The following is a 13831-nucleotide window of genomic DNA, read 5'->3' as shown; positions in this document are numbered from 1 at the left end:
TTCCCATATTTCCTAACCGCCAAGGGTGCTTCATGCCCAATCTTGTCGTTTTTAGTGGAACCGCGCATCCACAATTCGCTCAAAAAGTCGTAAGCCATTTACACATTCCTCTAGGTGCTGCATCTGTTTCTACCTTTTCTGATGGTGAAATTGCTGTAGAAATCACTGAGAATGTACGTGGTAAAGACGTATTTATCGTACAACCTACTTGTGCCCCAACGAACGACAACCTAATGGAAGTCCTCGTGATGGCTGACGCGCTGCGTCGTGCAAGTGCTGGTCGTATTACCGCCGTTATTCCTTACTTCGGTTATGCCCGTCAAGACCGTCGTCCTCGTTCTAGCCGTGTACCAATTACCGCAAAAGTTGTTGCAGATATGCTGACGACTGTGGGTATTGACCGTGTAGTGATGATCGACCTTCATGCTGACCAAATCCAAGGCTTCTTCGATATCCCTGTAGACAACATCTACGGTACTCCAGCATTGCTTGCTGACTTACGTCAACAACAGCATCATAACCTGATGGTTGTTTCTCCTGACGTGGGTGGTGTAGTACGTGCTCGTGCTGTTGCGAAACAGATGGGTGATATCGACCTGGCAATCATCGATAAACGTCGTCAAAAAGCGAATGAATCACAAGTGATGCATTTGATTGGTGATGTTAAAGATCGTGACTGTGTCATTGTTGATGACATGGTGGATACAGCGGGTACGCTTTGCAAAGCAGCTGATGCATTGAAAACTTTCGGTGCTCGTAAAGTGGTGGCTTATGCAACTCACCCGGTACTGTCTGGTAAAGCGATTGAAAATCTTAAAAATTCTGTAATCGACGAACTGGTTGTAACTGATACCATTCCGCTTTCAGAAGAAGCTTTATCTCTTGGTAAGATTCGCCAGGTTTCAGTAGCAAGCATGGTTGCTGAAACAATTCGTCGTATTAACAACGAAGAATCTATTAGCGCAATGTTCGATTCTTATCTATAATATAGCGCTGAATTTCCAAAGCCCTGCCATTTGGCGGGGCTTTTACTCACTAGATTGGTCGCAGATCTAGTCAATTAAACTTAAAATAGGATGTCTATCATGGCAAACTTCGTATTAAACGCAGCAGCACGTGAAGAAGCAGTACAAGGGAAAGGTGCGAGCCGCCGCCTTCGTCTTCAAAACAAAGTACCTGCAATCATCTACGGTGGCGAAGCTGCTCCTGTAGCTGTTACTCTTGAACTTCGTGAGCTTGTTAAAGCTTTAGAAAGCAACGCTTTCTTCGAAGAAGTTGTTGAAATCAACATCGACGGCAAAACTGAAAGCGTTAAAATCCAAGCGCTTCAACGTCACCCAGCTAAAAACACACCTATGCACGCTGACTTCAAACGCGCATAAGTGTTGATGGTGTAAATTAGTGTCAAATATTTCACTGATTGTAGGTTTGGGCAACCCAGGTTCTGAGTATGCCCAGACCCGCCATAATGCAGGCTTCTGGTTCGTAGAACGCCTTGCCGAACAATATGGCATTTCCCTCAAAAAAGACCCAAAATTCAATGGATTTAGCGGTCGTGGCAATATCGAAGGCCAAGACGTTCGTCTACTTCTTCCAACAACATTCATGAATCTTTCTGGTAAAAGTGTTGTTCCCTTTGCCAAATTCTATAATATCGCTCCTGAGTCAATCCTGATCGCACATGATGAGCTGGATATGAATCCAGGAATCATTCGCCTGAAAACTGGCGGTGGTCATGGTGGTCACAATGGTTTGCGCGATATCGTGCCGCACATCGGTCCGAACTTCCATCGCTTACGTATCGGTATTGGTCACCCAGGTTCTAAGGAACGCGTGTCCGGTCATGTGCTGAGTAAGGCACCGAGCAGTGAGCAGACTTTAATGGATGACGCGATTGCACATGCCATGAATCGCATCAAGATGCTGGTCAATGGTGAAGTACAACAGGCCATGAATCAAATCAATGCCTATAAACCAAACTGATCATTCTATAAATTGTTGAATAATCTTTCTTGCCATCTTTCGCATTTCAGAGCAAAATGCGGTTGCTTGATTGTTCACAATATATCAAGTCAGACTGATTTAACCATAAGATCAAACTCTTAGGTCCACCAAGGAGACGCTACATGCTATCTCGTTTATTAAAAGCTAAAATCCACCGTTGTGTCGTAACACAAGCAGAATTACATTATGAAGGTTCTTGTGCAATTGACGGTATTCTTCTGGATTTGGCAGGCATCCGCGAATATGAAGAAATTCATATGTGGAACGTGACGAATGGTAAGCGTTTTACCACTTATGCAATCCGCGGTGAAGAAGGTTCAGGCATCATTTCTGTTAATGGTGGCGCTGCGCTGCAAGCAGATGTCGGTGACCTAATGATTATCGCGACTTTCGGTGATTTCACTGAAGCTGAAGCAAATGCTCACAAACCACGCCTTGTCTATGCAAATCCAGACAACACGGTGAACCACACAGCGAACTGTATTCCTGTGCAAGTAGCTTAAGTCCAAGATTTTAAAAAGCCCGCAATATGCGGGCTTTTTTATTGAAAAATACTTCTAAAGATAGATCCTAATTAACTGCCCTGTGCCCAGTCTTTTTGGCTTTCGCAATTTAAAGCTCGCAGATTCTGATCCACCAGATTCGCCAATAAAGCCTGTGCATTATCTTTAACTTTAATCTCGGCATATTTTGCGTTGCGATAGCACGGTTCCAATCCTTCTGCAAACATAAAGCTATTCGCTGCCGGATATAAATTGGCTAATCGGTTGGAAGGATTTTTTAAAATAAGTGGCATTGAAGTTTCTGGAGCAATCTTCAAAAGACTTTTATCCAGGCTGGTTTGAATCACACGATGCTGATCATCTAGCTGCACATAGCTTAAAAGATGTGTCTGATCCTGAATACGCTTTTCTAAGGCTGCAATTTTCTTATCCGGTAAACTACCCTCTTCTCCACGGTCAGCTTCAGCATCACCCTCGAAATGCAGCTCATAATTCAGTGCCATATAATCGCCTTGCAAGATTGAGCGCGGATCGACCGGAGCAAGCTCAACAAAGATGGACTGGCTGTTCGCTAAATGATCTTCATGTTTGAGGATCAGCCCCACAAAGAGCAGAATACTGAATCCGGCCAGAATCAGAGGAAGAAACTTTTTCATGCAGTTTCCTCCTGACCAGATCTAATCCTTACCTGCTTTAAGCCATAGACCATGCACCAAACCATGAGACCTGAGATGAAAATCGTGAGGCTCTTTACCAGGAAACTCAGCCCCAGATTGTAATACAGCATCCATAACCAAAAGATCAGCAATAAAATCGATAGGGCTTGAATCATTCGTTGCTGATAGACTACAGCCCAGGCCATGAGCAGCATAATGATAAAAATTTCAAAATAGCCCAGCAGGATCAGTAATAAACCCAGAACCGGAATTAACCAGAGCCATTTTTCAGAAAATTGTTGCCAGTTTTGCCAAATAAAACTGAACAACAATAAGCTCGGAAAAATATAAAACAGCAGGACTTGGTCAAAGCTGATCTGTCCGATGCTCTGCCAGTGCTCTAATCCGGTCACTGCCTGAACCACCGCTGAACCTGTCAGCATGGCGATCATCCAGAGAAAGATACTTTTCTGATAATGCGAAGATTGCCAATAACGCGCTGTTAGGAATAGTCCGATGAAAATGACATAGTTCAAGCTGAGTATGATACTGATCACCATGTCATCATGTTTAAAAGAATTTTCTAAGACCAGAACCACGATTGCTAATGCATGCGTAATCAGCAGCTGTAGGGTCAAAATAGACCAGTGCATCCGTTTGATGGTAGTAAGCCCCAGCATTAGTAATTGCAGCAGCCAGACTACAACCATACTGTCGGTGAGCAGTTCTGTATGAATTAAAACTGCTGCCTGACCACAGATCCACAAGCAATAGGCAAACTGGCGCATAAAAACTGAAGTCTGCTGACCCAGCAGTTTCCAGGCGATGCCTATAAAGATGATCCCCATTAAGATCGAAAAGGCTTCCCAGTAAGTCAGTAACAGGACTGCAAGAATAATCCCGGAAATCCAAGCACCGAGTGCCAGAGGAATCACGGAGAATTTGGTTTGTGGAAAAATTCTATTTAAAGCAAAACTAATTAAGGCAAACCAGCCAAAAATCAGCACAGCTAGCACAAATAGTCCAGTAGCTGAATTGGTCAGTTGATTTTCAACCAGGTCAAATACCCATAAGCTCACACTGGCAGCCAAACCTGCAATGAGAAGAATGGCTTCTAGCGCCTGATGTTTCCTATAAAAATAAAATGCGGCACCTGTCGGTAAAACAACTGAAGAAGCTAAATAGATCAGCTTAAAGTGATGGGTAAACTGCATCATGCTGCTGATCGAAATCACGATCACAAATGTGATAAACAGAAAACGTAGCAGCGCGTAATAGCGCATGGCATACGCAAAGCTAAGTGCTGCCAGCAAATTTAGACCGAGCAAATACAACCCTTCTGCTCTTCCCATCCAGAAGCTCTGTTTAAAATACAGATAAAACGTCAGCTGGCTCACTACGCAAAGCATGACAAAAATGCCAATATTGGAGCGATAGAGCCATGGTAAGAGCAAAGCTGACCAGAGCAAAAATAACAGATAACTATTTGCGCCAGTTTGATAAATCTGCCCAATCACTGCCAGACTTAAACCCAGCATGAGACCAGATACCGTATCCAGACTCTGTCTCACCCATTCCTGCTGGTCGAAGTAAACACTTGCTGCTGCACTACATAGTAAAATCAGCATCGGGATTGCCAGCTGAACCGGATCCGGTAGCATCCACCAATTCGCTGCCATTAAATACAGCAAACTGACCGTGATGAGTGCCAAGCCCAAGATTTTTAAATAACGTAGTACTTCTACATTACAGAACAGCAAGGGCGAAAATTGATTATTTCGAATCAGCTCAGTTTTATGCATTGTTAGAATTATTGAAGGATTTCTAATCTTCCTCACACCATAGCATGTTTCCAGTATTTTGCTAAAAACTTGGGTAATTCAGATTATCTGTTTTGTTTATCTAAAATTCTGCAAATTACTTTCCATTTCAACCATCCCATCTTTTTAAAATCAGGACTATAATGATCCTACATCGCTTCAGGGCGGGGTGTGATTCCCCACCGGTGGTAATTTCAGCTTTTTATAATTAGGCTTGAATCAGCCCACGAGCGGTCAATTTCGATTGATCTGCAGATCTGGTGCAAATCCAGAGCCGACGGTATAGTCCGGATGAAAGAAGACGAAAGCAGCACCAAGGCTGTATGCCGTGCATACACCTGTTTTTGCTATAAGCCTATTTTCACTCAGTCCTGAAATGTTCAATCATATTTTTAGTTTAGGTGAGCATTTCAATGTCAAGTTTGATTCAACCCGAAATTTTCTCTTCTGCTTTAGCCCCTGCTGAACAACGTATCCTTCAGGCACTCGAAGATCTCCGCCAAGGCAAACCTATCTTGGTCATGGATGATTTTGACCGTGAAAATGAAGCCGATCTGATTGTGGCAGCTGAAACTTTAACTGTAGAAACCATGGCGCGTATGATTCGTGATGGTTCAGGCATCGTTTGCTTATGTCTGACTGATGAGCTGGCAAATCATTTAGAATTGCCACCAATGGTACAAGATAACTCTAGTCAGTTTAAAACTGCCTTTACTGTAAGTATTGAAGCAGCAGAGGGTGTAACAACCGGTGTTTCTGCCAAAGACCGCACGACTACAATTAAAACAGCGATTAAAGACGGCGCAGTTGCCAGTGATCTGAATCGTCCTGGTCATGTATTCCCATTACGCGCCCGTGAAGGTGGTGTCTTAACCCGGCGTGGTCATACTGAAGGTACTATTGACCTTGCGCGTCTGGCTGGTTTAAAACCTGCCGGCGTGTTGTGTGAACTGACTAATCCGGATGGCAGCATGGCTTCTGGTATTCAGGTTCTGTCATATGCACAGACGCATCAACTGAGCCTAATTACTATTGACGAACTGGTAAAGTATCGCCAGCAACACAATATATAAGTCTATTTAAAAAGAAAATCCCGGCATTTAGTTCGGGATTTTTTGTGTCATGTATATTGATTGAATTAACTGAAGATGGAATAAATTCCATACAGTGCAACCATTAACAAGATCAAGCCGCATAGCCCCAGTAAATGCGGATAAAGCTGAGACCCAGATAATCGCTGAAACCCCAGATACACCAGTGACAGGGTGAGGAAATCCAGAACAATCCAGCTAATTGTCAGAATCACCAAGCTTAAATCGAGGTTTGGGCTAATGCCTATAAATTGCGGAAAAAAGGCGGCAAAGAAAATAATATCCTTGGGATTAGAAATACCTACCAGAAAACCGGTACGAAAGCCGCCCTGTACAGGCTGCAGGCTTTGTGGTCCAGTTGATCCCTGCCCTTGCCAGACTTCCCTGAAAATCTGAATTCCCAGCCAGGCAATATACAAACAGCCAAGTAGCTTAATGCCATTCAGCCAATTTTCGTTAACAACCAGAAGACCTTTTAGACTGAGAATGGATAAACCAATCAGAACCAGTGAGGCAAAGTTAGTCCCGAAAATAGTCTGCAAGGCATGCTTATAGCCGCCTTTGAGCCCGGCACTAGCGACCAGTAACATTACTGGCCCGGGCGTCGCGATCATGATTACTACGGCCAGACAATACAGCAGATATTCGGTAATATTCACCCCATTCCTCCTTGTCTAATATAGTCAGTATAAAAAAAGAGGACCTACTCGTCCTCTTCTTCCATCTGGATCAGATGCTGACTCATCCCATCAGCACGCAAAAATGCCAGATCATAACTGGCTTTTGCCAATGCCAATACTCGACGTTCAAATTCATCCCAAATCGGACGTACCTGTTTATAATGAATGCCTAGGCCACTCTCATCAGTCAAATGCCGGTTTTTTTCACACAATTTTAATGCATGATAGAGCTTACGCCCTTTACTGGCATCATCACGCAACCGCACCCGCTTGGACAATACAAATTTCTCGACATGAGCCATATCTGCCAGAGGCAGCATCGGGACTAGAATCTGATCAAGTTGAGCATCCAGACGTTGCCATACTGCGTTATGCTGTTCAGCCGTATAGGTATTCCACTGAATCACTTCATGATTAAAACGGCGACAACCGCGACATACCGCATCACCAAATACGGTCGAGCAACGCCCTGCACATGGGGTTAAAGATGCAATACGACGATCTGAACTCAAAACTTACTCCAACATTGCTGATCATTTCAGCACAGGCAGGTCTGCAATAATACCGGGTCGGGCAAGACTATACACGCTCTCCTGCATGAATTGAAGTCCCTATAAATGCTATGGGTTTTACTCGCATAATCATGCAAATCACGTTAAAATGTGCGCCTTTCAAATATCATGCTACGTTGGAGTATTCCATGAACGCTACTGTAGAACAGCTTGCACCTGTAGAACAGCAAGCGACGACTGGTTGGGTTGTTGCCGCACTTTATCAATTTAAGGAAGTTCAAGACCCCGCAGGTCTTCAACAACGCCTCCTTGACCTGGTAAAAACCATCGACCTTTGCGGTACTCTAATTGTGGCAGGCGAAGGCATCAACGGTACCGTTGCAGGTAACCGTGAAGCCATCGACAAAGTACATCAGTTCCTTCTAAACGAAGGCTTCAACGAAATGGAATACAAGGAGTCTCATAGCTCTGACAAGCCATTCCGTAAAATGAAGATCAAACTGAAGAAAGAAATCGTGACGTTAGGGGTACCTGTTAAGCCACGTGATCTTGTCGGTCATTACCTTGATCCTAAAGAATGGAATGAGCTGATTGCGCGTGATGACGTGATTCTGGTCGATACCCGTAATGACTACGAATACAAGGCCGGTACATTTAAGGGTGCGATTGACCCGAAAACTGAAACTTTCCGCGAATTCCCGGAATACGTGAAACAGAATTTGGAACAGCACAAAGACAAGAAAATTGCCATGTTCTGTACAGGCGGGATCCGTTGTGAAAAATCGACCTCTTTACTTCTTCAAGAAGGCTTTACTGAGGTTTATCACCTGAAAGGTGGTATTTTGAAATATCTGGAAGAAACCCCACCAGAAGAGAGCCTATGGGAAGGTGAATGTTTCGTATTTGATGGCCGTACTGCCGTGACTCACGGTATGGAAGAAGGCCAAAATACTAAATGTCACGCATGTGGCTGGCCACTCACTCCCGAGGAAGCAGCATTACCAAGCTATGAACACGGTGTATCTTGTGTGTACTGTATCGACAAAACAACTGAGAAGCAAAAAGAAGGCTTCCGTATGCGCCAGTCACAAATCCTCGCTGCAAAACGTAAACGTTTATAATGTGTAGAATGTAACTAGATGTATAAAAGCCCTCATTTGAGGGCTTTTTTTTACACAAACTTCACAATCTAAATAAAAATCTCAACACGCTTTTACCAAGATTCCCCTTTAAAAAGAAAAAGTCTTGATAATCTATATACAGTAATCATTTTCCACCTAAGTGTTTAATTACTAAATATATTTTTTATATGAAAAGGAACACAAAATGGCAAAATCCTACGCAAAATATGAAGATAATATTGTTCAGTTTCAACGCAAGGATCAAGTAAAAGTACAGCGGACTGTTGAAGTCATGGACCAGCTGGAACATGAATCACATCTTTTTATTGTTGTGCTAGGAACTGTTATTGGTGCGATCTTAGCGCTATTTATTGGCTATCACATCAACACTGGCATCGTGCAATTTTTGCTATTAAGTATATTGCCAGTATTCAGTGCCTATCTGCTGCGTCGAGTTTATATCTATACCCTCACGCATAGCTAATTTGTGCGATCTACAATTTATCTACTTTACCCATTCTGGAATACTCCGTAGGATAAAAGCAGTATTTTCAATTAACTGCTGCTTATGAATCTGACTGACTGGATTATTTCTATTATGGAACAGCTGGGCTATTGGGGTATTGCCCTGCTCATGTTCCTCGACAATGTCTTCCCGCCTATTCCCTCTGAAATCATTATGCCATCTGCGGGCTATTCCGCGTCCCAAGGTCAATTAGTACTGGTCGGCGTGATCATTGCGGGTTGCCTCGGCTCCCTGCTGGCTGCTGCCTTACTTTACTGGATTGGTTATAAATTCAGTCATGAATCGATTTTCAGATTTGTCGACCGTTATGGTAAATATCTGTTTATTAAATCTGATGATGTAAAAAAATCTTTAGCATGGTTCGAGCAGTATGGTCATCGCATTGTTTTTGCTGGACGTATGATTCCCGCAGTGCGCTCCCTGATCAGTATTCCTGCTGGAATGAGTCGTATGCCCTTCTGGAAATTCATGTTTTATAGCAGCTTGGGAACAATCATCTGGACGACTTTTCTGGCCTGTATTGGATTTTATTTCGGCGAAAATCAGAACTTGATGCATCAGATTTTTAGCAAGGTCAGTTATATCATTATTGCAATTGTAGCGATTATTATCGGCTGGGTTCTGTACCGTAGACATCAACGCAAAAATCGTCCATCCTGAATAGTAAGTCCTGTTAAGGAGGCCAGAACGATGTCGCATTATCTTAAATATTTTGCAGCCGTTTATCTTGCCTTGCTGGTTTTGGTTGGCATGATTGTGTATTGGTTAAACTTGGGTGCCATTATCTTCATTCCTGCATTAATTGCAGCAGCATTCTTGAGTGCCCGGCATTTTGTGCATAAGGAACTGCGTGTACCTGACGCCAAGGAAAAAAATACCTTGGTCTGGGGCTCTACCATTATTGCCATGAGCCTTGGCTTTATTTTTATCTTGGTGATGATCTGGCTGCACCCTTATACCGAGGAAATTCTGCGCCGAATGAATTATACAGGCCGAGGCCCAAATTCATTTATTGTCGCTGCCTTGATTGCCTTGCATGCCGCCCTGTTTCATGTCGCCTATCATGGCTATACCCACTATAGCTTGGCTAAACAGCCAAAGAAACACGCTTAATTTCAATCTAGTTCAAATCATGTCACGTGATCCTTCTATGCTTCACGTGACATTCGTCATATTCTTTTAATTTATCTTGCTGAATATTCGAGCAAATTATTAAAATAAACAAACTTATTGGTATAGCTTTTCCCATTTTCAACCACACAAGCAACAACAATAAAAACACAATATTCGAGATAAAAATGATGATTAAAAAATATTTTGGCTATTTCACTATAGTTTATCTGGTCGCGATTCTGATTGTCGCTGGTTTAAATATGTTTATCGATTTGCCTGGCAGCAGCACTGCCATCCCGGCATTATTCGGTGCAGGGGCAGCGGCAGCGATCAAATTTGTTCAGGATCAACAGCGTCTACCAAGTGCTATAGAGAAAAAACAGTTAATTTGGGGGTGTCTAGGCATTAGCGTGCTAATTGGCTTGATCTTATCCTTATCAATATTGGGTATTGCAGAACAACGGGAAATTATCCTCGGTATACTGGAATCTTTATCTTTTGGCATCTGGATAAGCGTATTGCTGCTAGGCTTGGCGATTCAATATGTTGTCCTTGCCTTATGTTTCGGCTGGATGAGTAAAAGCGCTCTTAAAGGTCTGGAAGCAAAAAAACAGGCCAAGGAATAACTGCTTAGCTTAAAATCACAGATATATAAAAAAGCAAATATAAAAAAAGCACCCGAAGGTGCTTTTTTGATTTGGGAGAGTTAATCTGGTGTATGATACATCAGGTACAATTCATTCAGGTTTTCTGGAATTTCTTCCGCAAGCTCGTCCATTAACTGGCCGTTACGACGGAAAGTTTCCATTTGTGGGTCTTCTTCATCAATCCCACTGAAGACCATGATTGGCAGGGTTAAATCCACCAGCTGTTCTTCAAATTCTTCTGCAAACCATGCTTCTTCGTTCAGGAACATGGCATCAACAAAGCCCACACTCCAGTCACCAAGACTTGATTCGGTATCTGCTTCCTCGATTTCAAACGGGAAAGTGATGCCTTCTTCATTGGCCAAGCTTTGACGGATAGACTCCAGCCATACTTTAACCTGTTCGATGATTGCTGCTGGAACTTTTTTCTGATTGTTATCAAAAAGCTCATCCAGCCATCTGTCAAACTGCGGACCTACTGCAATTGCACACAGGAAACCGTGAGTTGCCGCGAAATCCAGACCATACTCATTTTGGTCGCCATCCAGATAGTCACTCAACAGGTCTAAATCTAAAGCACTCATCTAATATCCAAACTTAGAAATTCCGAAAGGCCTAGCATAGCATTTATTCAGGCCATGCTAAATCCGAATTGCTTAATCTTCGTCGTCGAAGTCATCGTCATCGTCGAAGTCGTAGTCAAAATCTTTGAGTTCGCGCTCGAGGCGGCGTTGAGTCAACAGGTCATCAATCAGACGACGTTTTTCCAACGACTCTTTTGCGCTGAGCTTGCTGGAAGCCTCATCGAAGCTAACATCATCATCACCGTAGTTATCATCTAGTTCAAAATCTGTAGAAGACACTAAAACTACCTCATTGTGAAAAATGTAAAGGGTCCTAGGCGCTATTTATCTTGCCTAAAAATACTTGTCAAGTTTTATTTAAAATTTAGTATCTTAAATTTGTAAATAGGGCTTTTTTTCCAAGTAAATTGTATGGCATGATATAATCCACCCTGCGTCCTTATATTTTTTGACTATTATATTTTTGGTCAGATACAGATACGCCGGGGCTGGACTTGAAAATAACAAATTCATCCCCATCTTAAATTACTGAATTTCATTTTAAATATTTTGTCAGACAGCCTTGATGCTGAATACTCTGATGAAATATGTAGGCTATTCACTAAATTTAATGAGCTTAAGTCGTGCAGAGTTGTACGATTTTTTACTGTCACAGATTCAACGAAGAGTAAGCAAAGATGAGCGATATGACTTCCCCTACTTCGCAAGTAGCGGCTCTGATTAGCCGAGGCAAAGAACAAGGTTATTTAACCTTCGCTGAGGTTAACGATCATCTCCCGGACTCAATCACAGAAAGTGAACAGATTGAAGATATCATTCAGATGTTGAATGACGTCGGCATTCCGGTACATGATCGCGCGCCTGAATCTGATGATGCGATGTTTGAGGATACTGCAGAAGCTGCCGATGAAGTTGCAGAAGAAGAAGCTGCAGCAGTACTTGCATCTGTAGAAAATGAGCCAGGTCGTACAACTGACCCAGTACGTATGTATATGCGTGAAATGGGTACTGTTGAACTTTTAACGCGTGAAGGCGAAATCAGCATTGCAAAACGTATTGAAGAAGGGATCCGTGACGTTCTTCACTCCATTGCTTACTGGCCAAATGCCGTAGAAGTTGTACTACAAGAATACAAAGATTATGAAACTGGCGAACGCCGCCTGGCCGACCTGCTTTCAGGTTATTTAGACCCTGAAACTGATGATGATATTCCAGAAGTGCTGGAAGAAGTCGCTGACATCGAAGAAGATGAAGAAGCAACTACCAAGTCAACCAAAGATGTAAAACTGGATGATGAGGAAGATGAAGAAGAGTCTGACAGTGATGACGATTCTGAAGGTGACTCAGGTCCAGATCCAGAAATCGCTAAAGTTCGCTTTGCTGAACTTTCAGATGCATGGAAAAATACCAAGGCTGTCATTGAAAAGCATGGCCGCAACAGCAAAGAAGCAGAAGAGGCACTGCAAGCTTTAGCTACTGTGTTCATGATGTTCAAGTTCACACCGCGCCTGTTCGATATCATTTCTGAAATGATTCGTGGTACCCACGACCAGATCCGTAGTGCAGAACGCGAAGTAATGCGTTATGCAGTCCGTCGTGGCCGTATGGACCGTACCCAGTTCCGTACTTCTTTCCCGGGTCAGGAATCTAATCCAGCCTGGTTAGATGAGCAAATTGCGAAAGCGCCTGCCGATCAAAAAGCTTATCTGGAAAAAGTACGCCCTGACGTGCTGGCATTCCAGCAAAAGATTGCAGACATTGAAAAAGAACTTGATCTGAAAGTTCGTGACATCAAAGACATCGCCAAACGTATGGCGGTGGGTGAAGCGAAAGCGCGCCGTGCCAAGAAAGAAATGGTTGAAGCGAACTTACGTCTGGTCATTTCGATTGCGAAGAAATATACCAACCGTGGCTTGCAGTTCCTGGATCTGATTCAGGAAGGTAACATTGGTCTGATGAAAGCCGTAGACAAGTTTGAATACCGTCGTGGTTACAAGTTCTCGACTTATGCAACCTGGTGGATTCGTCAGGCGATTACCCGTTCAATCGCGGATCAGGCACGTACTATCCGTATTCCAGTACACATGATCGAAACCATTAACAAGATCAACCGTGTATCTCGTCAATTGCTTCAGGAAATGGGCCGTGAACCGACTCCGGAAGAACTAGGCGAACGTCTGGAAATGGACGAAGTGAAGGTTCGCAAAGTACTTAAAATCGCTAAAGAACCGATTTCGATGGAAACACCGATCGGTGATGATGAAGATTCGCATTTAGGTGACTTCATTGAAGACAGCAACATCACCTCTCCGGTAGATGCGGCAACGTCAGAAGGCCTGAAAGAAGCGACGCGTGAAGTACTGGAAAACCTGACTGAACGTGAAGCGAAAGTCCTGAAAATGCGTTTTGGTATCGACATGCCAACTGACCATACTTTGGAAGAAGTAGGTAAGCAGTTCGACGTAACCCGTGAACGTATCCGTCAGATTGAAGCGAAAGCCTTACGCAAGCTGCGTCATCCTTCCCGTTCTGAACACCTGCGTTCATTCCTTGAGAATGATTAAGATTTGATGC

At 43.2% G+C, this 13831-nt stretch carries 17 protein-coding genes and 1 riboswitch; of the genes, 11 read left to right on the top strand and 6 right to left on the bottom strand.

From position 1 onward, the window contains the following. The first annotated feature begins 32 nt into the window (after window positions 1-32). From B3D47_RS08095 to panD, 4 genes are all read left to right on the top strand, one after another. Window positions 33-986 (top strand): ribose-phosphate pyrophosphokinase, encoded by a 954-nt coding sequence (locus B3D47_RS08095; RefSeq protein ID WP_048882398.1) that lies wholly within the window; start codon window positions 33-35, stop codon window positions 984-986. A gap of 99 nt (window positions 987-1085) precedes the next feature. Then, window positions 1086-1382 (top strand): 50S ribosomal protein L25, encoded by a 297-nt coding sequence (gene rplY / locus B3D47_RS08090; protein WP_004891957.1) that lies wholly within the window; start codon window positions 1086-1088, stop codon window positions 1380-1382. A gap of 19 nt (window positions 1383-1401) precedes the next feature. Next, the gene (pth, locus tag B3D47_RS08085) at window positions 1402-1983 is read left to right on the top strand and encodes an aminoacyl-tRNA hydrolase (RefSeq protein WP_004814907.1); all 582 of its coding nucleotides are present in this window, start codon (window positions 1402-1404) and stop codon (window positions 1981-1983) included. Between the two features lie 143 nt (window positions 1984-2126). Continuing rightward, window positions 2127-2507, top strand: coding sequence for an aspartate 1-decarboxylase (gene panD, locus B3D47_RS08080; RefSeq protein WP_099338479.1), 381 nt, complete (start codon window positions 2127-2129; stop codon window positions 2505-2507). A 71-nt stretch (window positions 2508-2578) separates the two neighbouring features. Here the strand turns inward: panD and B3D47_RS08075 are convergent, their stop codons facing one another. Beyond that, on the bottom strand, window positions 2579-3163 hold the full coding sequence (locus B3D47_RS08075; protein ID WP_286861233.1) for a GDYXXLXY domain-containing protein: 585 nt from the start codon (window positions 3161-3163) through the stop codon (window positions 2579-2581). Next, window positions 3160-4965 carry a DUF2157 domain-containing protein gene (locus B3D47_RS08070; RefSeq protein ID WP_286861231.1) on the bottom strand — a complete coding sequence of 602 codons (1806 nt, stop codon included), beginning with the start codon at window positions 4963-4965 and terminating at the stop codon, window positions 3160-3162. The genes B3D47_RS08075 and B3D47_RS08070 overlap by 4 nt, the downstream gene beginning before the upstream one ends. Window positions 4966-5135: 170 nt before the next feature. After that, window positions 5136-5290, top strand: a riboswitch (FMN riboswitch). A gap of 106 nt (window positions 5291-5396) precedes the next feature. Between B3D47_RS08070 and ribB the strand changes: the two genes are divergently transcribed. Further along, the gene (ribB, locus tag B3D47_RS08065) at window positions 5397-6056 is read left to right on the top strand and encodes a 3,4-dihydroxy-2-butanone-4-phosphate synthase (protein WP_286861230.1); all 660 of its coding nucleotides are present in this window, start codon (window positions 5397-5399) and stop codon (window positions 6054-6056) included. A 65-nt stretch (window positions 6057-6121) separates the two neighbouring features. On the opposite strand, the gene B3D47_RS08060 is transcribed toward ribB, so the two are convergent. Continuing rightward, complete coding sequence (locus tag B3D47_RS08060; RefSeq protein WP_286861227.1) at window positions 6122-6733, bottom strand: LysE family translocator; 612 nt, start codon at window positions 6731-6733, stop codon at window positions 6122-6124. Between the two features lie 44 nt (window positions 6734-6777). Beyond that, on the bottom strand, window positions 6778-7266 hold the full coding sequence (locus tag B3D47_RS08055) for a DUF1289 domain-containing protein (protein ID WP_005222926.1): 489 nt from the start codon (window positions 7264-7266) through the stop codon (window positions 6778-6780). Window positions 7267-7454: 188 nt separating this feature from the next. Here B3D47_RS08055 and B3D47_RS08050 point away from each other — a divergent pair, with 188 nt between their 5' ends. The 5 genes from B3D47_RS08050 to B3D47_RS08030 all read left to right on the top strand — a co-directional run bounded on the left by B3D47_RS08050 (window position 7455) and on the right by B3D47_RS08030 (window position 10652). Next, window positions 7455-8387: a rhodanese-related sulfurtransferase gene (locus tag B3D47_RS08050; RefSeq protein WP_004814900.1), complete on the top strand. Its 933-nt coding sequence runs from the start codon at window positions 7455-7457 to the stop codon at window positions 8385-8387. Between the two features lie 205 nt (window positions 8388-8592). After that, window positions 8593-8871, top strand: a complete 279-nt coding sequence (locus tag B3D47_RS08045; protein ID WP_004814898.1) for a hypothetical protein — start codon at window positions 8593-8595, stop codon at window positions 8869-8871. A gap of 84 nt (window positions 8872-8955) precedes the next feature. Beyond that, window positions 8956-9573, top strand: coding sequence for a DedA family protein (locus B3D47_RS08040; RefSeq protein ID WP_004814896.1), 618 nt, complete (start codon window positions 8956-8958; stop codon window positions 9571-9573). Window positions 9574-9603: 30 nt separating this feature from the next. After that, on the top strand, window positions 9604-10026 hold the full coding sequence (locus B3D47_RS08035) for an ABZJ_00895 family protein (RefSeq protein WP_008307594.1): 423 nt from the start codon (window positions 9604-9606) through the stop codon (window positions 10024-10026). 185 nt (window positions 10027-10211) lie between these two features. After that, the gene (locus tag B3D47_RS08030; RefSeq protein ID WP_163165298.1) at window positions 10212-10652 is read left to right on the top strand and encodes an ABZJ_00895 family protein; all 441 of its coding nucleotides are present in this window, start codon (window positions 10212-10214) and stop codon (window positions 10650-10652) included. Window positions 10653-10732: 80 nt separating this feature from the next. Here B3D47_RS08030 and B3D47_RS08025 read toward each other — a convergent pair whose 3' ends face one another. Together B3D47_RS08025 and B3D47_RS08020 are read right to left on the bottom strand one after the other, a co-directional pair. After that, entirely contained in the window at window positions 10733-11257 is a 525-nt protein-coding gene (locus B3D47_RS08025) for a YecA family protein (protein WP_004814890.1), read from the bottom strand. A gap of 72 nt (window positions 11258-11329) precedes the next feature. After that, window positions 11330-11536: a PA3496 family putative envelope integrity protein gene (locus B3D47_RS08020; RefSeq protein WP_004814888.1), complete on the bottom strand. Its 207-nt coding sequence runs from the start codon at window positions 11534-11536 to the stop codon at window positions 11330-11332. A 398-nt stretch (window positions 11537-11934) separates the two neighbouring features. Here B3D47_RS08020 and rpoD point away from each other — a divergent pair, with 398 nt between their 5' ends. Beyond that, the gene (gene rpoD / locus B3D47_RS08015) at window positions 11935-13821 is read left to right on the top strand and encodes an RNA polymerase sigma factor RpoD (protein WP_286861222.1); all 1887 of its coding nucleotides are present in this window, start codon (window positions 11935-11937) and stop codon (window positions 13819-13821) included. The last annotated feature ends 10 nt before the right edge of the window (window positions 13822-13831 follow it).

It is taken from the genome of Acinetobacter sp. UBA3461, assembly GCF_002381195.1.
GTDB classification, from domain to species: Bacteria; Pseudomonadota; Gammaproteobacteria; order Pseudomonadales; family Moraxellaceae; genus Acinetobacter; species Acinetobacter schindleri.
This window is presented reverse-complemented; position numbering and strand designations above follow the sequence as displayed.